Origin of the sequence: Pseudomonas sp. UBA4194 (assembly GCF_002379585.1) — a bacterium.
GTDB lineage: Bacteria > Pseudomonadota > Gammaproteobacteria > Pseudomonadales > Pseudomonadaceae > Aquipseudomonas.
In genome coordinates, this window is record NZ_DFUE01000020.1 from 52,665 (window position 1) to 74,828 (window position 22,164).

Consider the following 22,164-nt stretch of genomic DNA (forward strand, 5'->3'; position numbering starts at 1 on the left):
CCTTGCACGCAAGACTCACGACGGGCAGGCCGCCGTGGTTTCTTATTGTTTAACGCTTCTTGCGGTTGGCGATGTGAATGGCGCCGCCATTCACGGCCAATGCCGCTTCGTGCAGGGCTTCCGACAGCGTCGGGTGCGAGAAGACCATCATGCCCAGGTCTTCGGCACTGGTACCGAATTCCATGGCGATAGCGCCCTGCTGAACCAGTTCTGCGGCGCTAGGGCCGATTACGTGCACACCCAGTACACGGTCGGTCTTGGCGTCGGCGATGACCTTGACGAAACCGCCGGTATCGTTGGCAGCCATGGCGCGGCCGCTGGCAGCGAACGGGAAGGTACCGACGTTGACTTCAACGCCTTCGGCCTTCAGCGACTGCTCGGTCTTGCCGACCCATGCGATTTCCGGGTGAGTGTAGATGACCGACGGGATCAGGTCGTAGTTCATCACGGCCTTGTGGCCCTTGATGCGCTCGACCACCATGATGCCCTCTTCCGAAGCCTTGTGGGCCAGCATCATGCCGCGCACCACATCACCGATGGCGTAGACGCCCGGAACGCTGGTGGCACAGTAGTCGTCGACGAAGATGAAGCCGCGCTCGTCGATGTCCACGCCGCTGTCCGAAGCCAGCAGGTCGGTGGTCACAGGGCGACGGCCCACGGCAACGATCAGCTTGTCGAAGGTGATCGACTGCTCGCCGTTGGCGTCGGTGTACTTGACCACGACTTCGTCACCCTGCACTTCGGAACCGGTGACGCGAGCGCCCAGCTTGATGTCCAGGCCCTGCTTGGTCAGGGTTTTCAGCGCTTCCTTGGACACAGCGGTGTCCGCTGCCATCAGGAAGGTGTCGAGGGCTTCGAGTACGGTGACTTCCGCGCCCAGGCGCGACCATACCGAACCCAGTTCCAGGCCGATCACACCGGCGCCGATGACGCCGAGACGCTTGGGCACTTGCTGGAATTCCAGCGCGCCGGTGGAGTCGACGATGACTTTCTGGTCGACCGGAGCCGGCGGAATGTCGATCGGGCGCGAGCCGGAAGCCAGGATCACGTTGTCGGCTTCGACGATTTCAACGCCGTTCGGACCGGTGACTTCGACTTTCTTGCCAGCCAGCAGCTTGCCATGGCCTTGCAGTACGGTCACGCCGTTGGCCTTGAACAGGGTCGAAACGCCGGAGGTCAGGTTCTTGACGATGTTGGCCTTGCGGCCGACCATCGCTGGAACGTCCATGGTCACGCCGGCATGGTTGATACCGTGGATGGCAAAACCGTCCTGCGCTTCGTGGAATTTCCAGGAGCTGTCGAGCAGCGCCTTGGAGGGAATGCAACCGACGTTCAGGCAGGTACCGCCCAGGGCCAACTTGCCCTCGCCGTCCTGGTACTTCTCGATGCAGGCAGTCTTGAGGCCCAGTTGTGCGGCCTTGATGGCAGCGACGTAGCCACCAGGGCCCGCGCCAATCACTACCACGTCGAATTTCTGAGTCATAAAACGATTCCTTTTAGCGGCATGCTTGAAGCCGCAGGCGGCAGATACAGGATCAAGCTGCGTGGGCTCGATGTCTGTGCTCTGGCGCCTGCGGCTGCCTTATCAGATGTCCAGCAGCAGACGCGCCGGATCTTCCAGCAGGTTCTTGATGGTCACCAGGAAAGTCACGGCTTCTTTGCCGTCGATCAAGCGGTGGTCGTAGGACAGTGCCAGGTACATCATCGGCCGGATGACCACCTGACCATTGACCGCCATCGGGCGCTGCAGAATGTTGTGCATGCCCAGGATGGCCGCTTGCGGCGGGTTGACGATCGGCGTCGACATCATCGAACCGAAGGTACCACCGTTGGTGATCGTGAAGGTACCCCCGGTCATTTCGTCCATGGACAGTTTACCGTCACGAGCCTTCTTGCCGAAGGTGGCGATGCCGCCCTCGATTTCAGCCAGGCTCATGGATTCGGCGTTGCGCAGGACTGGAACCACCAGGCCGCGATCGCTGGAAACCGCGACACCGACGTCGGCGTAGCCGTGGTAGACGATGTCCGAACCGTCGATCGAAGCGTTGACTGCCGGGAAGCGCTTCAGCGCTTCGGTGGCAGCCTTGACGAAGAACGACATGAAGCCCAGGCGGACGCCGTTGTGCGACTTCTCGAACAGGTCCTTGTACTTGGAGCGCAAGGCCATGACTTCGGTCATGTCGACTTCGTTGAACGTGGTCAGCATGGCCATGTTCGACTGGGCTTCGACCAGACGCTCGGCAACCTTGGCACGCAGGCGGGTCATCGGTACGCGCTTCTCGGTACGGTCGCCCGGTGCGGTGACTACAGGTGCGGCAGCAGCAGGTGCGGCAGGCTTGGCAGCAGGCGCCGATTTCTTGGCCTCGATGGCGGCAACCACGTCTTCCTTGGTCACGCGACCGTCTTTGCCGGTGCCCTTGACGCTGTTCAGATTGATGCCGTTTTCTTCGGCCAGCTTGCGTGCAGCCGGAGCGCCGATGGCGTCTTCGTCCGAGGCGGCCGGTGCAGCGGCAGGTGCGGCGGCCGGAGCCTCTGCGGGGGCAGCGGCAGCAGCGGCAGGTGCAGCGGCGCCGGCGCCGCCTGCTTCGATGGAGCCCAGCACTTCGTCGGACAGAACGGTGTCGCCTTCGTTCTTGACGATCGCACCCAGCACGCCATCAGCGGTGGCCAGTACTTCCAGAACCACTTTGTCGGTCTCGATGTCGACGATCAGGTCGTCGCGCTTGACCGCGTCGCCTGGCTGTTTGTGCCAGGTGGCAACGGTGCCGTCGGCGACCGATTCCGGGAAGGTAGGGGCTTTGATCTCGATAGCCATTATCAGTAATTCCTTAAATTCGGTTTCAAGTGCGCGTTGGCATTAAACGGTGAAGGCATCTTGCAGCAGTTTTGCTTGCTGCTCGGCGTGCATCGAAGCGTAACCGCAAGCGGGTGCAGCGGATGCGTCACGGCCGGCATACTCGAGGACCAGAGTCTTCTTGTGATTGCCCATGCTGCGGCGCAAGTGGTGCTGGCTGCTGTACCAGGCGCCCTGGTTCATGGGCTCTTCCTGACACCAGGCCACATGTTCCAGATTGGTGTAGGGCGCGATCGCTTCCATCAGGTCATCTTCAGGGAACGGGTACAGCTGCTCGATACGCACGATGGCAATATCTTCGCGGCCTTCGGCGCGGCGCTTTTCCAGCAGGTCGTAATAGACCTTGCCGCTGCACAGCACCAGACGCGTCACCTTGGCGGCATCGAGAGTGTCGATTTCCGGAATGACGGTCTGGAACGAACCTTCGGCCAGATCTTCCAGAGTCGAGACGGCCAGCTTGTGGCGCAGCAGCGACTTGGGCGTGAGCACGATCAACGGCTTGCGCAACGGACGGATCACCTGACGACGCAACAGATGGTAGATCTGCGCTGGGGTCGTTGGCACGCACACCTGAATGTTGTGCTCGGCGCACAGTTGCAGGTAGCGCTCCAGACGTGCCGAAGAGTGCTCTGGCCCCTGCCCTTCATAACCGTGTGGCAGCAGCATGGTCAGACCGCACAGACGGCCCCACTTGTGCTCGCCGCTGGTGATGAACTGGTCGACCACAACCTGAGCGCCGTTGGCGAAGTCGCCGAACTGGGCTTCCCAGATCACCAGCGCGTTGGGCGAGGTGGTGGAATAGCCGTATTCGAATGCCAACACGGCCTCTTCCGACAGGAACGAGTCGTACAGGTCAAAGCGTGGCTGGCCGTTGTACAGGTTCTGCAGCGGGATATAAGTCGCGGCGTCCTTCTGGTTGTGCAACACCGCGTGACGGTGCGAGAAGGTGCCTCGGCCGATGTCCTGGCCGGTCATGCGGATTGGATGACCTTCGAACGCCAGCGTCGCGTACGCCATGGTTTCGGCGTAGCCCCAGTTGATCGGCAAGCCACCGGCCTGCATCTTCTGGCGGTCCTCGTAGATCTTCGAGACCTGACGCTGAACCACGAAGCCTTCCGGAATTTCCAGCAGCTTGGCGGACAGTTCCTGCAAGGTCTTGAGATCGAAGCGCGTGTCGTGACGAGCGGTCCAGGCATGGCCCAGATACGGACGCCAGTCGACGAACAATTCCTTGTTCGGCTCCTTGACCAGGCTTTTCACCACGTGCAGGCCGTTGTCCAGAGCGTTGCGGTATTCGTCGATCTGCGACTGCACGCTGCCTTCGTCCAGTGCACCGGCCTTGATCAGGCTTTCGGCGTACAGCTCGCGGGTGGTGCGTTGCTTGGCGATCTGCTGGTACATCAACGGCTGGGTGCCACTTGGCTCGTCGGCCTCGTTGTGGCCACGGCGGCGGTAGCAGACCAGGTCGATGACGATGTCACGCTTGAACTGCATGCGATAGTCGATGGCCAGCTGGGTGACGAACACCACGGCCTCCGGATCATCACCGTTGACGTGCAGGATCGGCGCCTGAATCATCTTCGCCACGTCGGTCGCGTACTCGGTGGAGCGCGCGTCGTACGGGTTGCTGATGGTGAAACCCACCTGGTTGTTGATGACGATGTGCACCGTGCCGCCGGTCTTGAAACCGCGGGTCTGGGACATCTGGAAGGTTTCCATGACCACGCCCTGACCTGCGAATGCAGCGTCACCGTGGATGGAGATCGGCAGCACCTTGTCGCCGGCCGCGTCGTTGCGGCGATCCTGACGGGCACGAACCGAACCTTCGACCACCGGAGAAACGATCTCCAGGTGGGATGGGTTGAACGCCATGGCCAGGTGAACTTCGCCACCGGTGGTCATCACGTTGGACGAGAAGCCCTGGTGATACTTCACGTCGCCGGAGCCCAGCTCGACCTTCTTCTTGCCTTCGAACTCGTCGAACAATTCGCGCGGGTTCTTGCCGAAGGTGTTGACCAGCACGTTCAAACGGCCACGGTGGGCCATGCCGATGACGATTTCCTTGGTACCGTACGAGCCGGACCGCTGGATCATCTCGTCGAGCATCGGAATCAGGCTCTCGCCACCTTCCAGACCGAAGCGCTTGGTGCCTGGGTATTTGGTGCCCAGATACTTCTCCAGGCCTTCGGCAGCGGTGACGCGCTCGAGCACATGGCTGCGGCTTTCCGCGGAGAACGACGGACGGCCACGCACGCTTTCCAGCCGCTGCTGGAACCAGCTGCGCTGCTCGGAATCGGTGATGTGGGTGAACTCGGAGCCGATGGTGCGGCAATATGTCTGCTGCAAAGCCTCGAGGATTTCACGTAGGCTCGCCTCCTCCTTGCCGATGAACAGGTCGCCGGCACGGAAGGTCGTATCCAGATCGGCATTGGTCATGCCGTAATGGTTGATTGACAGGTCTGCCGGAGCAGGCCGTTGCCACAGCCCCAACGGGTCCAGTTGGGCTGCCTGGTGGCCGCGCATCCGGTAGGCCTGAATCAATCGCAGCACTTCCACTTGCTTCTTCTCGTGCTCGCTGCTCACGCTCCCGGCGGAAACCGGTTGAGCGCGGCGCTGGTTTTTAGCCAGCAGGACGAAATGATCGCGAATGGTGGAGTGCGCAACGTCGGTAGCAGTGCTGCCTTCGGCAGGCAACTTCTGAAAGTAGGTGCGCCATTCTTCTGGCACAGCGTTAGGGTCGTGCAGGTAAAGCTCGTAGAGCTCTTCCACATAGGCAGCGTTACCACCGGATAGGTGGGCGCTGTTCCACATGCGCTGCATCACGCTTTCTTGCATGCTTGGTCACCCTCGGTTAGGGGACGCCACCTGCGCAGACACCTTGGGCGGGTTTGACGCGGTCCATGTGCAGCGACCTATCAAGCCACCTGGGTAGTACGCTGGTAGTCCGGGTACCAGCCCGGAGCCCCTGCTGGTCTTATTTCTTCAAAAGTAAAAGCGAAGCCTTACAGAGCTACGCTCAATTTCATTGCACGGCGGGGTGTCATGACCCCGCCGCGCAACGGCTTGCGGTGCAACAGTTGAATCAGACGCCGCTGGAGAGCAGCATGTTCCGCACATGACCAATGGCCTTGGTCGGGTTCAAGCCTTTGGGGCAGACGTTCACGCAGTTCATGATGCCGCGGCAGCGGAATACGCTGAACGGATCGTCCATCGAAGCCAGGCGCTCGTTGGTTTTGGTGTCGCGACTGTCGGCCAGGAAACGGTAGGCCTGAAGCAGTGCGGCCGGGCCCAGGAACTTGTCCGGGTTCCACCAGAACGAAGGGCACGATGTGGAGCAGCAAGCGCACAGGATGCACTCGTACAGACCGTCCAGCTTCTCGCGCTCTTCCGGGCTCTGCAGACGTTCGATGGCCGGAGCCGGCGTGTCGTTCTGCAGGAAGGGCTTAACCTTCTCGTACTGCTTGTAGAAGATGCTCATATCGACGACCAGGTCACGGATAACCGGCAGACCTGGCAGCGGACGCACTACCAACTTGTTACCTTTTACGACAGCGGACAGCGGCGTGATACAGGCCAGACCGTTCTTGCCGTTGATGTTCATGCCATCGGAGCCACAAACGCCTTCACGGCACGAACGACGGTAGGAGAAGCCTTCGTCCTGCTCTTTGATCAGAGCCAGCACGTCCAGCACCATCACATCCTTGCCACCGGTGTCGACCTGGAATTCCTGCATGGACGGCGCAGCGTCCTGATCCGGGTTGTATCGATAAACACTGACTTGCAACATGGCGGCCACCCTTAGTAAGTCCGGACTTTCGGTTCGAAGGTCGGAACGGTTTTCGGCGAGAAGTTCACGGCGCGCTTGGCAACACGTTTTTCACCCGGGAAGTACAGGGTGTGGCACAGCCAGTTTTCGTCGTCGCGGTCTTCGAAGTCTTCACGGGCATGTGCGCCGCGGGACTCTTTGCGATGCTCGGCGGCAATCGCGGTGGCTTCCGCCACTTCCAGCAGGTTCTGCAATTCCAGCGCTTCGATCCGGGCAGTGTTGAACGCCTGGCTCTTGTCGTTGATCTTGACGTTGGCGATGCGCTCGCGCAGGCCAGCCAGCTGGGCAATACCTTTTTGCATGTATTCGCCGGTACGGAACACACCGAAGTAGTTCTGCATGCAGCTTTGCAGCTCTTTGCGCAAGCTGGCGACGTCTTCACCGGAGGTGCGGGCGTTCAAGCCATCGAGGCGAGCCAAAGCCACTTCGACATCGGTGTCGCTGGCGCGGCGGTAGTCGATACCCTCGCTCAGCGCCTGCTCCAGGTGCAGGCCGGCGGCGCGACCGAATACCACCAGGTCGAGCAGCGAGTTGCCGCCCAGGCGGTTGGCACCGTGCACCGATACGCAAGCCACTTCACCCACTGCGAACAGGCCCGGGATGATGGTGTCGTTGCCGTTGGCGTCCTGAGTGATCGCCTGACCATGAATGTTGGTAGCGACACCACCCATCATGTAATGACAAGTCGGGACAACAGGAATCGGCGCGACGGCTGGATCGACGTGAGCGAAAGTCTTGGACAGCTCCATGATGCCTGGCAGGCGGCTGTGCAGCACTTCCTCGCCGAGGTGATCGAGCTTGAGCATCACGTGATCGCCATCCGGACCACAACCGTTGCCAGCAATGATTTCCTTGACCATGGAACGTGCGACAACGTCACGACCGGCAAGGTCCTTGGCGTTTGGCGCATAGCGCTCCATGAAACGCTCGCCGTGCTTGTTGATCAGGTAACCACCCTCACCACGGCACCCTTCGGTGACCAGTACACCTGCCCCGGCAATACCGGTTGGGTGGAACTGCCACATCTCGATGTCCTGAACCGGCACGCCGGCACGCAGGGCCATGCCCACGCCATCACCGGTGTTGATCAGGGCGTTGGTGGTGGACGAGTAGATACGGCCAGCACCACCAGTCGCCAGTACGGTGGCGTTGGCACGAATGTAGGAAGTCTCGCCGGTTTCGATGCAGATGGCGATGACACCCACAATGGCGCCGTCCTGGTTCTTCACCAAATCCACTGCATAGTATTCGTTGAGGAATACAGTTCCGGCTTTCAGGTTGGCCTGGTACAAAGTGTGCAGCAAGGCGTGGCCGGTACGGTCGGCGGCTGCGCAAGTGCGCGCGGCCTGGCCACCTTTACCGAAGTCCTTGGACTGGCCACCGAACGGACGCTGATAGATGCGGCCTTGTTCGGTACGGGAGAACGGCAGGCCCATGTGCTCGAGCTCGAACACTGCTTCCGGACCTACGGAACACATGTATTCGATAGCGTCCTGGTCACCGATGTAGTCGGAACCCTTGACGGTATCGTACATGTGCCAGCGCCAGTCATCGTTCGGATCTGCCGAAGCGATGGCGCAAGTGATACCGCCCTGTGCCGACACAGTGTGTGAACGGGTCGGAAACACTTTGGTGACAACAGCGGTCTTGTGACCACCCTGGGCCAGTTGCAGCGCTGCGCGCATGCCGGCACCGCCGCCGCCAATGATGATGGCGTCGAAGGAAAGCGTACTAATGTTAGCCATGAATCAGATACCCCAAAGAATCTGCACGCCCCAGACGAAGTACGCGAACATCGCGACGCCGCATACGGCTTGGAACAGGAAGCGAATTGCCGTTGCCGACTTGCCGAACGACATCGGCGTCAGGTAGTCGGTGGCGATTGTCCACATGCCGACCCACGCGTGAGCGCCCAGCGCCACGAGAGCCAGAAGGCTGAAGATACGCATCCAGTTGCTGGAAAACAGCGAGTGCCATTGGGTGTATTCGATGCCTGGATTGGCAACGATGTAGCCGATCAGAAAGATGAAATAAGCCGCGAGAACGACCGCAGACACGCGCTGTGCCATCCAGTCATAGAGGCCCGAACGCGAAAGGTTCGTAACGTTGGTTACCATACCCAAACTCCTGCGAGAACGATCAGCACCACCGAAATGATGAGAACGATTTTCGAGCCCAGTTTGCCGCCTTCCAGCGTCTCACCGATGCCCATGTCCATGATCAGATGGCGCACACCGGCCACCAGGTGATACAGCAAGGCGGACAGCAGGGCCCAGATCACAAACTTGGCCAGCGGGCTGGTCAAATACGCCTTCACCTCGCCGAAGCCTTCCTCGGAGCCCAGGGATTTGCCCAATGCGTAAAGCATGAGAGCGATGCCCAGGAACAGGATGACACCGGATATACGATGGAGAATGGACGTGTAAGCAGTGACAGGGAGTTTGATGGTCCTTAGGTCTAGGTTTACAGGTCGTTGGCTATTCACGGCTTTTTTCACACTGAAGAGCCCCTAGCAAGCAGGGCAAGTTGTCGGGAAGTGTACTGGTCAGGTACCCACTCCCCAGGGAGTGACGACCCCGTCGAAATGGCTCGGAAAAGCCCCCGGCGGTCGGCTGCCGAGTATAGACAGTTAGGATACTAATGACAACGCACCCTCCTCCCCCTAACGGCGGATTGCATATCCGCGACAAAAGGGTTAAATGAGCATGAATTTCGCTAAAAATGCCTGCTCAGAGCCCTCTGCGGCACGACTTTAAGCAAATTGACATTCGAATTTATCTCACTATAGTGGTGCGGGCCCTGCGTGGGGGGTCTGTCTGATGATTTCAAGCATTAATAGGAGGCCACATGGCTGACAAAAAAGCGCAGTTGATCATCGAGGGCGCAGCCCCCGTCGAGCTGCCCATTTTAACCGGCACCGTTGGTCCCGATGTAATCGACGTCAGGAGCCTGACTTCCACGGGCCGCTTCACCTTCGACCCCGGCTTCATGTCGACCGCTTCCTGCGAGTCGAAAATCACCTATATCGACGGCGATAACGGCATTCTGCTGCATCGGGGCTACCCGATCGAGCAACTGGCCGAGCAATCCGACTACCTGGAAACCTGCTACCTGCTGCTCAACGGCGAATTGCCTACCGCCGAGCAGAAGGCCAAGTTCGTCAGCACCGTCAAGAATCACACCATGGTCCACGAGCAGTTGAAGACATTCTTCAACGGCTTCCGCCGCGACGCCCACCCGATGGCCGTGATGTGCGGCGTAGTCGGCGCCCTGTCGGCGTTCTACCATGACTCCCTGGACATCAAGAACCCGCAACACCGTGAAATCTCTGCGGTGCGCCTGGTCGCCAAGATGCCTACACTGGCCGCGATGGTCTACAAGTACTCCATGGGCCAGCCCATGATGTACCCGCGCAACGACCTGTCGTATGCAGAGAACTTCCTGCACATGATGTTCAACACGCCGTGCGAGATCAAACCGATCAGCCCGGTACTGGCCAAGGCCATGGATCGGATCTTCATTCTGCACGCCGACCACGAACAGAACGCCTCGACCTCCACCGTGCGCCTGGCGGGCTCTTCGGGTGCCAACCCGTTCGCCTGTATCGCCGCCGGCATTGCCGCACTGTGGGGCCCCGCTCACGGCGGCGCGAACGAGGCCGTGCTGACCATGCTCGATGAAATCGGCGATGTCTCGAACATCGACACGTTCATCGCCAAGGCCAAGGACAAGGACGATCCGTTCAAGCTGATGGGCTTCGGTCACCGCGTGTACAAGAACCGCGACCCTCGCGCCACGGTCATGAAGCAGACCTGTGACGAAGTACTCAAGGAACTGGGCATCAAGAACGATCCGCAGCTCGAACTGGCCATGCGCCTGGAAGAGATCGCCCTGACCGACCCGTACTTCATCGAACGCTCCCTGTACCCGAACGTCGACTTCTATTCGGGGATCATCCTCAAGGCGATCGGCATTCCGACCAGTATGTTCACCGTGATCTTCGCCTTGGCACGAACCGTAGGCTGGATCTCGCACTGGAAGGAAATGCTTTCCAGCCCCTACAAGATTGGCCGTCCACGCCAGCTGTATACCGGCGAGAAGAGTCGCGACGTCACGCCACTGGACGATCGCAAGTAAGCATCGCTCCGACAAAAAAAGGCTGCCCCATGGCAGCCTTTCTTTTGCGTGACAGTTTTTCAGCTAGCCAGATGAGCCACTTACTGTACCTGTCACTCCTCCGCTTTCTTGCGCAGCGCTCGTAGCGTCTCGAAAGGCGCATCCACGACAAACTTGTTGGCCAGCCACGACGGCACACTGCCACCGGGCTCCGTGTGCACCTGATACGTCACCTCGGTCACGTTGGGCCCCTTGGGCACGAGCTTCCAATACCCCTCCACCTGAGAGACGCGCACAAAGCCCTTTTCTTCGGGAATGAAGCCAGGCTCGCCCTTGAGCTCCCGGGTCACACTGCCGTCAACGCCCTCCACGTTGGTCACATGCAATACCGAATCTCGCGGCGTCACTGGCCAAGGCGTGTTGAACTGCGTGTAGGTCCAGCCCTGGCTGCCTTCATGCTTCAGCAGCTTCTGGGATTTGCACTCGTGAATCCACGCACAGGCCCCGACCACATCTTCCTGCAAGGCGCGCAGCTTGGCGACACTGGCTTTTATGGTGGTTTCCCCACGGTAGGCTTTGTACTTCGAGCCTGGGACCTCGCTGAGGGAAACCTTGACCCCGTCTTCGTTTTTGGCAACCTGCCACTGCTCGGCCTGGGCAAACCCCACCATCAGTGCACTGAGCCCTCCTATCATTGCCAGTCGGCGGATCGATCTCATCGCTAGGTTCCTTTTTATTGTTGAAGATCAAGCATGCTTCACGCGGTCATCTGCTCCCACCACCCCAGGATACGGACGGCTTCTTCGTTGCTGTCGCCGCATACCTCACGGTCCGGCTGGAACGCGCCACACACCGCCGGCCGCTCCGGCAAGCCGAACAGTGAGCAGAGGTTCTGCACGGAAAGATGCAGGCAGCGTTGCCCAGCCGGCTTGCCATGAGGCATACCGGGGAGCGCGGAACTGATCGAAGGGGCGATACAACAGGCGCCACAGCCTTCACGGCACTTCATGACGACACAACCTCGCGAGCGCAATACATAGGTGAAGTAGAGATAGTAGGGATGAAACGGACGTTTGAAAACGTTTACTCAGGCCGAACCGATGACGATACAGCCATTCTCCGGTAGAGCGGAGCCCTAGCGCTATTGCTTGAACTGAAAATCCAGCGCTGCGCCTTCGACTTCTCGCCCATCGGAACGACGCTGTAGCTGCATCTCGTTATTGAGCAGACGACCGTTGAGCTGGAAGTCCTCACTGCCCTTGTCACTGAAAAACGCTGGCAGGATAGGCTTCTGTTGGGCCTCGGGATTCAGCTGCGAGGGCTCCACAGCCGCATTTACCGGCTGAGTCGGCGGCTTCAGGCTCTTGACCATGTCTTTTGGCAGCGTCAGGTCCAGCTTCGCCGCAGGCACGGGCGTCGCGATAACCTCGGACTCTTTGCGGTTGCGACTCTTGGCGGCGGGCTTCTTGGCGGCTGCCGTCTTGCGCACAGCCGGCTTCTTAGGCGCGGCCTTCTTCGCAGCAACAGGCGCTTTTTTTGGCTCCGTGGTGGCTTCTGCCAGCATCAGGCCATGAGTCGTCGACATCTCGTTTACGGACGCTTGAGCCAGTGGCACTACGAATCCGAGATTCAAGCAGAAGACCAGCAATCCGATACAGCGCATGGTTTTCATAGGCAGACAAGGCAACAGGAAAGCCTCTATGCTCTCTGTTCGTGAGCATGCTGACAAGCCCCATCGCCGTCCTCTCAATGGAAAACACCGACCTCGTCGCACAGTTGGCGCGCCAGCATCCCCAATGTGGCCAATGCACGCTCGGCCTCACGATTCCAGGGCACCCCGCAATTGAGCCGGATACAGTGGTTGAATTGCTCCGTGTTACTGAAAATCAAGCCTGGAGCAATACTGATCCCTTGCTCGAGGGCGCGCACGTGCAGCTCTTGAGTATTGACCCGACCGGGCAGACTCACCCACAGAATGAACCCCCCGGTAGGCCGCGTGATCTGGGTGCCCGCAGGAAAATACTGCTGTACGGCAAGCTGAAACGCACTGAGGTTCTTGCGGTACTCCTGACGAATGAAACGCAAGTGCCGATCGTAACCGCCATTTTCCAGGTACCCGGCGATCCCCATCTGCGTGACGCTACAGGCTGAGTGAGTACTGAAGGTCTGCAACCGCTGAATCTGCGCCTGGTATTTGCCCGCGATCATCCAACCGATCCGCACCCCTGGGGACAACGTCTTGGAGAAGCTCGAACAGTAGATCACATGGCCAAGACGGTCATAGGCCTTCAAGGCCTTGCTCTTGCCCTGCTCGAACATCAGCTCGCCGTAGATATCGTCTTCGATGATCTGAATGTCAAAATCAGAAGCCAGGCGCAGCAATTGCTTCATGCGCTCCTCGGGCATCGTGCCACCCAGGGGGTTGCTCAACCGCGGGGTCAGCACCAGCGCCTTGATCGACCATTGATTGGCGGCCAACTGCAAGGCTTCAAGGCTGATCCCGGTGGACGGATCGCTCGGAATCTCGATCACTTTGAGCCCCAACAGATCGGCCAACTGCAGCAGCCCATAGTAAGTGGGAGATTCCGCGGCAATCAAATCACCTGGACGGGTGAGTGTTCTCAAGCTCATCTGCAGAGCATCGACACAACCGTGGGTAATCACGACCTCCGACGGATCGACCATCACCCCAGCATCGCGCATGCGAATGGCCACCTGCCTGCGCAGGGGTTCGAAGCCTGGACTGAACATGTAACTGAAGGCCCGCGGGCTCTGAAACCGGGTGACCTTGGCCAACTGCTGGTGCAACGCACGTACAGGCAGATAGTCGACATGAGGAACCGCGGCGCCGAGTGGAAAGACGCCTTCGCGCCGCGACTCATCCAGAACCTGCTGAATGATACTGCTGCGGGTCACCAGACCCGGACGCTCAACGCGGGCGATGTCCGGCGTCGCCGCGGTCAGCGCCGGCGTCTGGTGAACATAGTAGCCAGACTGCGGGCGCGCCCGGATCAAGCCCTGGTCCTCGAGATTGGCGTACGCCTGAAGCACTGTCGCGTGACTGACGTTGAGCTGAGAGCTCATCTTGCGCACGGACGGTACCCGCTCCCCCGGCTGGTAGACACCACGCTTGATGTCATCCGCGAGTTGCTGAGCGATGCGCTGGTACAGCAGGAGATTGGTCATGGCGAGTTCTTCGACAGGTCTGACTACCACTACAGTTACGAACTGTACGGGGACAGTTCGCAGAATAGCAGAATTCACACCTGTACACGCTCAATCCACTACTGCGCTTCACGCTGCCCTGTCAGCACGCCGGCACGGTCGGAGAAGACGATCTCGACCCGGCGGTTCTGCGCCCTGCCCCGCTCCGATGCATTGGCTTCCACTGGGTACTGGTCCCCGTAACCTTGAACCTGGACACGCCTCTCTTCCACGCCGAGATCGACCAGCGTGTCGGCCACTGACTGCGCTCGCTCCCTGGAGAGCTTGAGATTAAAGGCTCGGTCCCCCGTATTGTCGGTATAGCCTTCGATACGCACCACTCGCTTCGGATTGAGTTGCAGGAACTGGACGAGCTTGAGGATCGTACGGTTGGCCTGGGGCTTGAGCTGCGCCTCACCCGTGTCGAACAGCACGTCGCCCAGCGTCATCACCAGGCCGCGATCGGTATCGACACTGGTCAGCGCCAGAATCTGTTCCTCCAGCCACTTACCCTGCTGCTGCACGCTTTCCAGCTTGGAGTCCCGCAGCGCCAGCTGCAGGCGTTGCAAGTCCAACTGCAGCTTGGTAAGGCGCTGCTGGTTGAGCATCTGATGGCCATGCTCCTGCGCAATCTCGCTGTAACGCTGGCTCAGATAGGCGTAGTGCTGCGGGTCGCTGCCCGTTCCCCAATAGCCGGCCAGCCGCTCGGCCCGAGCCAGCGACTCACCGGCGCGAACCACGTCCTTGGGCGCGCTGCGCAGCACATTGGAGTCATCGCGAACGGCAGCGTAGCTTGCGTTGGCGTGCAGCAACGCCTCATCGTTAGCCTTCTGGTTGGCACACCCTGCCACCAGCAGGACACTGAATAAAAGACCGCCAGAACGTCTCATCAATCCACCGTTCATGGGGCTTCCCCCAGTTGCTTGCGTACCCTGGCGATTCGCGCTTCCAGCGCCTTGATCTGATCATCGCCTTTGGCGCTCAGCACCTTGGCTTCGGCGAGTCGTGCATCGAGCTCGGCCTGTTCTGCATTCAATCGAGCGCTCTTGAATGCCTGGTCCGCCAAGTCGGCCCGCGCCTGAGCCAATTTGTCCACGGCCATCTTCATGGGCTCGAGGTCTTCAGTGGCGCCCACTGCCCGCGCCTGCTCCACGGTCTGATCGGCCAGACGCATCTGCTCGGTGGGGACGGGATCGTTGGCGCAACCCGCCAGCGCCAGCAGCAGCGACCCGAAGGTCATTACTTGGATTTTCACGAATACTTCCTACTGTTTGGGCACAACGGGCGACAGCACCTGCTGCGCTTTCCATCGCTCGACATTGCGCGATAACACCTCGGGCGGTACGCCAGAGGCGGCCAATTCTGTCATCTTCCTGGCCAGCTGTCCGCGCAGCCATGCGTCGTTGCAGGCAGAATCGTGAGACAACGCCAGATACAGTCCGGGCCGATCCACGGGCAACTCGCTCGCCTGCAGGTCCTTGCTCATGCCCAGCGTCTGCGCAGTTGCAGCGCCCGAATAGCGGCCAGCAATGGCGTACTCGACCTGTCCGAGCATGAGTTTTTGAAAGGCCTGAGCGAGGTTTTCGGTGCTCACCAGCGCCAAGCGCTCCTGGGCCAGTGCTGCGAAGGCCTGAGTGGGCCTGGCCTTGGCCGACATAGCGCCGCTGTGGCCATGCAGGTCTGCAAGGCTGCGGTACTGCAGCGGCGCAGCGTGACGGGTCCAGACCAGGTAATCGTTCTGCACCAGCGCCGGATGCACGTAGTCCAGACTATCGAGCTCGCTGAGGGTCAAGGGCGCATCCACCAGCATGTCCATCCGGCCACTGCGTACTTCCTCAAGCGCCTGGGAACGCTTGCCGCCATAAAGGATCTCGACCTTGATGCCCAGCTCGGTGGCGACCTGGGTGAACAGATCGGCGCTGGCACCGATCAGGTGCTTGGGATCCTGCGTGTCACGCCAGAGATAGGGAGGCGCGTCAGGACTGCCGCTGACAACGAGCCGCTCGCACTTCCCTGCCGCGTGGGTCATCGCAGGCACCGCCAGCGCTGCGAGCCACAGGATCAGTGCACATCTGCCGCTTCTTGCCATGTCGATTCCTTTTACCATGTGCCGAACGTACGAAAGCCCGAGCGCCGCACGCCATTCCGGAGGATGGCGGGCAGCGAACGGGCTTCCGGCGACTGCGGCAAGCGCCGCGTCACTGTGCCGCTGCTCGGGGCAGCAGCAGGGTCAGACCAGCTTCTCGAGTTCAGGCACCGCTTCGAACAGATCGGCAACCAGCCCGTAGTCGGCCACCTGGAAGATCGGCGCTTCTTCGTCCTTGTTGATCGCAACGATCACCTTGGAGTCTTTCATGCCGGCCAGATGCTGGATGGCCCCAGAGATGCCCACGGCGATATACAGCTGTGGCGCGACGATCTTGCCCGTCTGGCCGACCTGCATGTCGTTGGGTACGAAACCGGCATCGACTGCGGCGCGGGATGCGCCCACAGCGGCACCGAGCTTGTCGGCCAGGGTGTACAGATGCTTGAAGTTGTCGCCGTTCTGCATGCCGCGACCACCGGATACGACGATCTTGGCAGCGGTCAGCTCGGGACGATCGGACTTGGCCAGCTCTTCGCCGACGAAGCTCGACTTGCCAGCATCGTGGGCGGCGGCCACGGCCTCGACGGCAGCCGAGCCACCTTCTGCGGCCACGGCATCGAAGCCAGTAGCGCGCACGGTGATGACCTTGACCGATGCAGTCGATTGCACGGTAGCGATGGCGTTACCCGCGTAGATAGGACGCTTGAAGGTATCGGCGGACTCGACCGAAATGATTTCGGAGATCTGGTCTACATCCAGCTGCGCAGCAACGCGCGGCATGATGTTCTTGCCGTTTGCGGTGGCGGCAGACAACACATGGCTATAGCCAGAGGCCAACTCGACCACCAGGGGCGCCACGTTTTCCGGCAACTGATGCGCGTAGGCGGCGTTATCCGCCACCAGCACCTTGCTCACGCCAGCAATTTTCGCTGCAGCTTCAACCACGCTGGCGACCTTGTCACCGACAACCAGCACATGGATGTCGCCACCGATCTTCTGTGCGGCAGCGACAGTGTTCAACGTAGAAGGGGCCACGGCGGTGTTGACCTGACCTTCGGTTACATAATCAGCGATAACCAGGATAGTCATTAGATTACCTTCGCCTCGTTCTTCAGTTTTTCGACCAGTTCGGCCACCGACTTGACCTTGATGCCCGCACTGCGCACAGCCGGTGCTTCGACTTTCAGGGTCTTGTTGGTCGAGCTCACCGACACACCCAATGCCTCAGGGGTGAAGGATTCCAGCGGCTTCTTCTTGGCCTTCATGATGTTGGGCAGGGAAGCGTAGCGCGGCTCGTTCAAGCGCAGGTCAGTGGTGACGATGGCCGGCAGCGCCAACCCCACGGTCTGCAAGCCGTCGTCGACTTCGCGGGTCACATTGACCTTGTCCCCAGCCACTTCGACCTTGGAAGCGAAGGTGCCCTGCGCATAGCCGCTCAGCGCCGCCAGCATCTGGCCGGTCTGATTGTTGTCGCTATCGATGGCCTGCTTGCCAAGGATGACCAGTTGCGGCTGCTCCTTGTCCACCACTGCCTTGAGCAGCTTGGCAACCGCCAGGGCATTGAGCTCTTCGGCATGCTCGACCAGGATCGCGCGATCGGCGCCCAGCGCCAGGGCGGTACGCAGTTGCTCCTGGGCAGCGCTAGGACCGATGGTGACCACGACGATCTCGCTGGCCACACCTTTTTCCTTGAGGCGTACTGCTTCTTCCACAGCGATTTCGCAGAAGGGGTTCATCGACATCTTGACGTTGGCAAGATCGACGCCGGAGTTATCCGCTTTCACGCGAACCTTGACGTTATAGTCGACCACTCGTTTGACAGCTACAAGAACCTTCATGGATTCCTCGTTACTCTCCGGTGAAAAGAATGTCGCCCAGGCGGACCGGACGATGACGTGGGCACAAGGGCACCTTTGAAACGATTGCGGCCAGCACAAATTCAGGCAAAAACCCGATTTTTCAACGGCCTGGCCGGCAAACCGGGGCAGCCAGCGGCGGTCGTGACGTGTAAACTTCACTACAAGACAGCCGGGGCACACCAGCGCAGCGTTTGCCTAGCCTAATTCTGTGATGCTTTTGCATCTCGCATGGCCTACGCCAAATACGAAACCGACCGTATCTTGACCGCTGCGACCCTGAGGGTCAATACGCGGAACTGGCCAGTCACGCCCCTCACCGCTTTGATTTTACTGGGCTGGGGCAAATTCAAACAAACGTTTGTATTGGATCGCTCGAGTGGTGTAGATATAATGCTCGACCAATCCATTTGGCTTTGTAGTGTGCCGTGCATTGCACTACAGCCAGCCGGGAGCATACAGCCCGGCCAGTCACACCTAATTAGAAAAGCCTGATGAGCCTTGACTAGGAGAGAACCCGTGGAACGCGAATACATGGAATTCGACGTTGTCGTCGTCGGCGCCGGCCCAGCCGGGCTGTCCGCCGCCTGCCGCCTGAAGCAGAAGGCCGCTGAAGCCGGACAGGAAATCAGCGTCTGCGTGGTGGAAAAGGGTTCCGAGGTCGGCGCCCACATTCTCTCCGGCGCCGTCTTCGAGCCGCGTGCGCTGAACGAACTGTTTCCCGACTGGAAAGAGCTCGGCGCGCCGCTGAACACGCCAGTCAAGCGCGACGACATCTTCGTATTGAAGAACGCCGAAAGCGGCACCCGCGTTCCCAACGCCTTCGTCCCCAAGACCATGCACAACGAAGGCAACTACATCATCTCTCTGGGCAACCTCTGCCGCTGGCTGGCTCAGCAGGCCGAGAATCTGGGTGTGGAAATCTATCCCGGCTTCGCCGCCCAGGAAGCGTTAATCGATGAACAGGGCGTGGTACGCGGCATCATCACCGGCGACCTGGGTGTCGATCGCGAAGGCAACCCCAAGGAAGGCCTGTACACCCCAGGCATGGAACTGCGTGCCAAATACACCTTGTTCGCGGAAGGTTGCCGCGGCCACATCGGCAAGCAACTGATCGAACGCTACAAGCTGGACAGCGAAGCCGACGCCCAACACTATGGCATCGGCCTCAAGGAGATCTGGGAAGTCGACCCGGCCAAGCATGAACAAGGCCTGGTGGTGCACACCGCCGGCTGGCCGATGGATATCATGGGTACCGAGAACACGGGGGGTTCGTTCCTCTATCACCTGGAAAACAACCAGGTGGTGGTTGGCCTGATCATCGACCTGTCCTACGCCAACCCGTTCCTGTCGCCCTTCGACGAATTCCAGCGCCTCAAGCATCACCCGGTGTTCAAGCAGTATCTGGAAGGTGGCAAGCGCATCAGCTACGGTGCCCGCGCCATCTGCAAAGGCGGCCTGAACTCGCTGCCCAAGATGGTATTCGCCGGCGGCGCCCTGATCGGCTGCGACCTGGGCACCCTGAACTTCGCCAAGATCAAAGGCAGCCATACCGCGATGAAATCGGGCATGCTGGCTGCCGATGCGGTAGCGGAATCGCTGCTCAAGGGTTCGGAAGGCGGCGACGTGCTCAACGCCTATGTCGACGGATTCAAAGCCAGCTGGCTCCACGAAGAGCTGTTCGCCAGCCGTAATTTCGGCGCCGCCATCCACAAATGGGGGGCGGTGCTGGGCGGCGCGTTCAACTTCGTCGATCAGAACCTGTTCAACGGCAAGATCCCGTTCACCCTGCACGACAACAAGCCCGACTATGCCTGCATGAAGCTGGCGGCCGACAGCAAGCGCATCGATTATCCCAAGCCCGACGGCAAGCTCAGCTTCGACAAGCTCAGTTCGGTGTTCCTCTCCAGCACCAACCATGAAGAGGAACAACCCTGCCACCTGAAGCTCAAGGACCCGACCATTCCGATCGCTCGAAACCTGCCTCTGTATGACGAACCGGCGCAGCGCTACTGCCCTGCCGGCGTGTATGAGGTGATCACCCAGGAAGACGGTGCAAAGCGCTTCCAGATCAATGCGCAGAACTGTGTGCATTGCAAGACGTGCGACATCAAGGACCCTTCGCAGAACATCACCTGGGTGGCTCCCGAAGGCGCCGGCGGTCCGACCTACCCCAACATGTGATTGCTCGGCGCGGTCGGTGTCTACCGGCCGCGCCGCCAGCGACCCCGCATACCCCGCATTGATCCTGCGCCAACACCCCTGTCTATATCGCCCCAGACGCCTTGCCCGGCAACCTTCCCTCGCATTAGATTGGTCAACGCTCAAGCCGCCACCAAGAACAAGCAGAAGGGATACCCATGGCGCTCATCGACCCATCCTCTCAGATACGACCCGGCGAAGAGCTCGACGCCAGCGCGCTGGATGCCTACCTGAAGGCCAACCTCCCCGACCTTGAAGGCGCCCCCCGCGTCAGCCAGTTCCCAGGTGGCGCTTCGAACCTTACCTATCTGCTGAGCTATCCTGCGCGCGACCTGGTGATCCGCCGCCCACCGTTCGGGCACAAGGCGCGAACCGCGCATGACATGGGTCGTGAATATCGAATCCTCAGCCAGTTGGGCAGCCGCTTCCCCTATTGCCCAACGGCCTTGCTGTATTGCACCAACGAAGCGGTGATGGGTGCACCTTTCTACGTGATGGAACGTATCGAAGGCATCATCCTGCGCGCCGACATGCCCGCTGAGCTTGGCATGACACCTGCCACGACCGAGGCGCTGTGCAAGCGTTTCGTCGATACCCTGGTCGAGTTGCATCAAGTGGACTATGACGCCTGCGGTCTGGGAGACCTGGGCAAGCCGGCCGGTTACGTGCAACGACAAATCAGTGGCTGGTGCGAGCGCTACGACAAAGCCATGACTGCCGACGCGCCCCACTGGCATGAGACCAAACAGTGGCTACACGACAAAATGCCGGCCGACCACCCTCGCTCCGCCCTGGTGCACAACGACTTCCGCTTCGACAACGTCATTCTTGACCCTGAAAACCCCGCGCGAATCATCGGCGTACTGGACTGGGAGCTGACTACCCTCGGCGATCCGTTGATGGATCTGGGTAACTCGCTGGCGTATTGGATCGAAGCGGGCGATCCGGCCGCCCTGCAATCGATGCGCCGCCAACCCAGCCACGCCCCCGGCATGCTTACCCGCCAGCAGATCGTGGATTACTACGCCGAACGGGCGAACATCAGCATCGACAATTTCGATTTCTACTACACCTACGGCCTGTTTCGCCTCGCCGGCATCGTTCAGCAAATCTACTACCGCTACTTCCACGGCCAGACTCAAGACAAGCGATTCGCCTCGTTCATCCAGATGAATACGTTGCTGGAACACATGAGCCGGCAGGTCATCCAGCGTTCCGCCCTTTGAAGCGTCTCCAGGAGAGCCCATGTCCAAGACCCAATTGTTCGACCTCGATGGCAAGATCGCCTTGGTCTCCGGTGCCAGCCGCGGCATAGGCGAAGCCATCGCCCGACTGCTGGCCCAGCAAGGTGCACACGTTATCGTTGCCAGCCGCAAACTCGAAGGCTGTGCCCAGGTTGCCGATGCCATCGTCGCCGAAGGCGGGAAGGCTACCGCCATGGCATGCCATATAGGCGAAATGGAACAGATTACCCGGCTGTTCTCGCGGATCCGCGAAGAGTTCGGCCGGCTGGACATTCTGGTGAACAACGCTGCGACTAATCCCCAGTTCGCCAACGTGCTGGATACAGATCTGGGCGCTTTTCAAAAAACCGTGGACGTGAACATCCGCGGCTATTTCTTCATGTCGGTGGAAGCCGGCAAGTTGATGCGTGATAACAACGGCGGCAGCATCATCAACGTTGCGTCCATCAACGGTGTATCCCCGGGCCTGTTCCAGGGGATCTACTCGATCACCAAGGCTGCCGTCATCAACATGACCAAGGTGTTTGCCAAGGAATGCGCGGGGTTCGGTATTCGCTGCAATGCGTTGTTGCCAGGGCTGACCGACACCCGGTTCGCGTCGGCGCTGGTCAAGAACGAAGCCATCCTCAAGACGGCGTTGGCTCATATCCCGCTCAGACGGGTTGCCGATCCTGCGGAGATGGCCGGCGCGGTGCTCTATCTGGCCAGCGATGCGTCAAGCTACACGACAGGCACAGCCCTGAACGTGGACGGCGGCTTCCTGTCTTGAGCCCTAC

20 protein-coding genes are annotated in these 22,164 nt (G+C 60.1%); 4 read left to right on the forward strand and 16 right to left on the reverse strand.

Translation table 11 applies throughout. The features are described from left to right. Nucleotides 1–49: 49 nt before the first annotated feature. The 7 genes from lpdA to sdhC form a co-directional block, all read right to left on the reverse strand. On the reverse strand, nt 50–1,483 hold the full coding sequence (lpdA, locus tag B3397_RS05775) for a dihydrolipoyl dehydrogenase (protein ID WP_296248094.1): 1,434 nt from the start codon (nt 1,481–1,483) through the stop codon (nt 50–52). Between the two features lie 102 nt (nt 1,484–1,585). Beyond that, complete coding sequence (odhB, locus tag B3397_RS05780; protein WP_296248096.1) at nt 1,586–2,815, reverse strand: 2-oxoglutarate dehydrogenase complex dihydrolipoyllysine-residue succinyltransferase; 1,230 nt, start codon at nt 2,813–2,815, stop codon at nt 1,586–1,588. Between the two features lie 42 nt (nt 2,816–2,857). After that, on the reverse strand, nt 2,858–5,689 hold the full coding sequence (locus tag B3397_RS05785; protein ID WP_296248098.1) for a 2-oxoglutarate dehydrogenase E1 component: 2,832 nt from the start codon (nt 5,687–5,689) through the stop codon (nt 2,858–2,860). Between the two features lie 247 nt (nt 5,690–5,936). Then, nucleotides 5,937–6,641 carry a succinate dehydrogenase iron-sulfur subunit gene (locus tag B3397_RS05790; protein ID WP_296248100.1) on the reverse strand — a complete coding sequence of 235 codons (705 nt, stop codon included), beginning with the start codon at nt 6,639–6,641 and terminating at the stop codon, nt 5,937–5,939. A gap of 11 nt (nt 6,642–6,652) precedes the next feature. Continuing rightward, on the reverse strand, nt 6,653–8,425 hold the full coding sequence (sdhA, locus tag B3397_RS05795; protein WP_296248102.1) for a succinate dehydrogenase flavoprotein subunit: 1,773 nt from the start codon (nt 8,423–8,425) through the stop codon (nt 6,653–6,655). 3 nt (nt 8,426–8,428) lie between these two features. Beyond that, nucleotides 8,429–8,797, reverse strand: a complete 369-nt coding sequence (gene sdhD / locus B3397_RS05800) for a succinate dehydrogenase, hydrophobic membrane anchor protein (RefSeq protein WP_296248103.1) — start codon at nt 8,795–8,797, stop codon at nt 8,429–8,431. Continuing rightward, complete coding sequence (gene sdhC, locus B3397_RS05805; protein ID WP_177327952.1) at nt 8,791–9,177, reverse strand: succinate dehydrogenase, cytochrome b556 subunit; 387 nt, start codon at nt 9,175–9,177, stop codon at nt 8,791–8,793. Before sdhC ends, sdhD begins: the two co-directional genes overlap by 7 nt. Nucleotides 9,178–9,527: 350 nt before the next feature. On the opposite strand from sdhC, the gene gltA reads away from it, so the two are divergent. Beyond that, complete coding sequence (gene gltA, locus B3397_RS05810) at nt 9,528–10,817, forward strand: citrate synthase (protein WP_296248108.1); 1,290 nt, start codon at nt 9,528–9,530, stop codon at nt 10,815–10,817. Nucleotides 10,818–10,909: 92 nt separating this feature from the next. Here gltA and B3397_RS05815 read toward each other — a convergent pair whose 3' ends face one another. The 9 genes from B3397_RS05815 to B3397_RS05855 all read right to left on the reverse strand — a co-directional run bounded on the left by B3397_RS05815 (nt 10,910) and on the right by B3397_RS05855 (nt 17,924). Continuing rightward, nucleotides 10,910–11,515, reverse strand: a complete 606-nt coding sequence (locus B3397_RS05815) for an START domain-containing protein (protein WP_296248109.1) — start codon at nt 11,513–11,515, stop codon at nt 10,910–10,912. Between the two features lie 38 nt (nt 11,516–11,553). Next, nucleotides 11,554–11,805: a YkgJ family cysteine cluster protein gene (locus tag B3397_RS05820; RefSeq protein ID WP_296248111.1), complete on the reverse strand. Its 252-nt coding sequence runs from the start codon at nt 11,803–11,805 to the stop codon at nt 11,554–11,556. A gap of 132 nt (nt 11,806–11,937) precedes the next feature. Next, nucleotides 11,938–12,468: a translation initiation factor 2 gene (locus B3397_RS05825; RefSeq protein WP_296248114.1), complete on the reverse strand. Its 531-nt coding sequence runs from the start codon at nt 12,466–12,468 to the stop codon at nt 11,938–11,940. 74 nt (nt 12,469–12,542) lie between these two features. Further along, nucleotides 12,543–13,982, reverse strand: a complete 1,440-nt coding sequence (locus tag B3397_RS05830) for a PLP-dependent aminotransferase family protein (protein ID WP_296248115.1) — start codon at nt 13,980–13,982, stop codon at nt 12,543–12,545. 98 nt (nt 13,983–14,080) lie between these two features. Next, entirely contained in the window at nt 14,081–14,890 is an 810-nt protein-coding gene (locus B3397_RS05835; protein ID WP_296248118.1) for an OmpA family protein, read from the reverse strand. An 11-nt stretch (nt 14,891–14,901) separates the two neighbouring features. Next, nucleotides 14,902–15,255, reverse strand: coding sequence for a DUF4398 domain-containing protein (locus B3397_RS05840; protein ID WP_414704348.1), 354 nt, complete (start codon nt 15,253–15,255; stop codon nt 14,902–14,904). Between the two features lie 9 nt (nt 15,256–15,264). Further along, the gene (locus B3397_RS05845; protein ID WP_414704349.1) at nt 15,265–16,095 is read right to left on the reverse strand and encodes a substrate-binding periplasmic protein; all 831 of its coding nucleotides are present in this window, start codon (nt 16,093–16,095) and stop codon (nt 15,265–15,267) included. A gap of 135 nt (nt 16,096–16,230) precedes the next feature. Beyond that, a complete protein-coding gene (locus tag B3397_RS05850) occupies nt 16,231–17,175 on the reverse strand; it encodes an electron transfer flavoprotein subunit alpha/FixB family protein (RefSeq protein WP_296248121.1) in 945 nt (314 codons plus the stop codon). Then, the gene (locus tag B3397_RS05855) at nt 17,175–17,924 is read right to left on the reverse strand and encodes an electron transfer flavoprotein subunit beta/FixA family protein (RefSeq protein WP_296248123.1); all 750 of its coding nucleotides are present in this window, start codon (nt 17,922–17,924) and stop codon (nt 17,175–17,177) included. Before B3397_RS05855 ends, B3397_RS05850 begins: the two co-directional genes overlap by 1 nt. A 537-nt stretch (nt 17,925–18,461) precedes the next feature. Here B3397_RS05855 and B3397_RS05860 point away from each other — a divergent pair. The 3 genes from B3397_RS05860 (at nt 18,462) to B3397_RS05870 (ending at nt 22,157) form a co-directional block, all read left to right on the forward strand. Beyond that, nucleotides 18,462–20,126 carry an electron transfer flavoprotein-ubiquinone oxidoreductase gene (locus B3397_RS05860; RefSeq protein ID WP_296248125.1) on the forward strand — a complete coding sequence of 555 codons (1,665 nt, stop codon included), beginning with the start codon at nt 18,462–18,464 and terminating at the stop codon, nt 20,124–20,126. 176 nt (nt 20,127–20,302) lie between these two features. Beyond that, the gene (locus B3397_RS05865; RefSeq protein ID WP_296248126.1) at nt 20,303–21,370 is read left to right on the forward strand and encodes a phosphotransferase family protein; all 1,068 of its coding nucleotides are present in this window, start codon (nt 20,303–20,305) and stop codon (nt 21,368–21,370) included. Between the two features lie 19 nt (nt 21,371–21,389). Continuing rightward, nucleotides 21,390–22,157, forward strand: coding sequence for an SDR family oxidoreductase (locus tag B3397_RS05870; protein WP_296248127.1), 768 nt, complete (start codon nt 21,390–21,392; stop codon nt 22,155–22,157). The last annotated feature ends 7 nt before the right edge of the window (nt 22,158–22,164 follow it).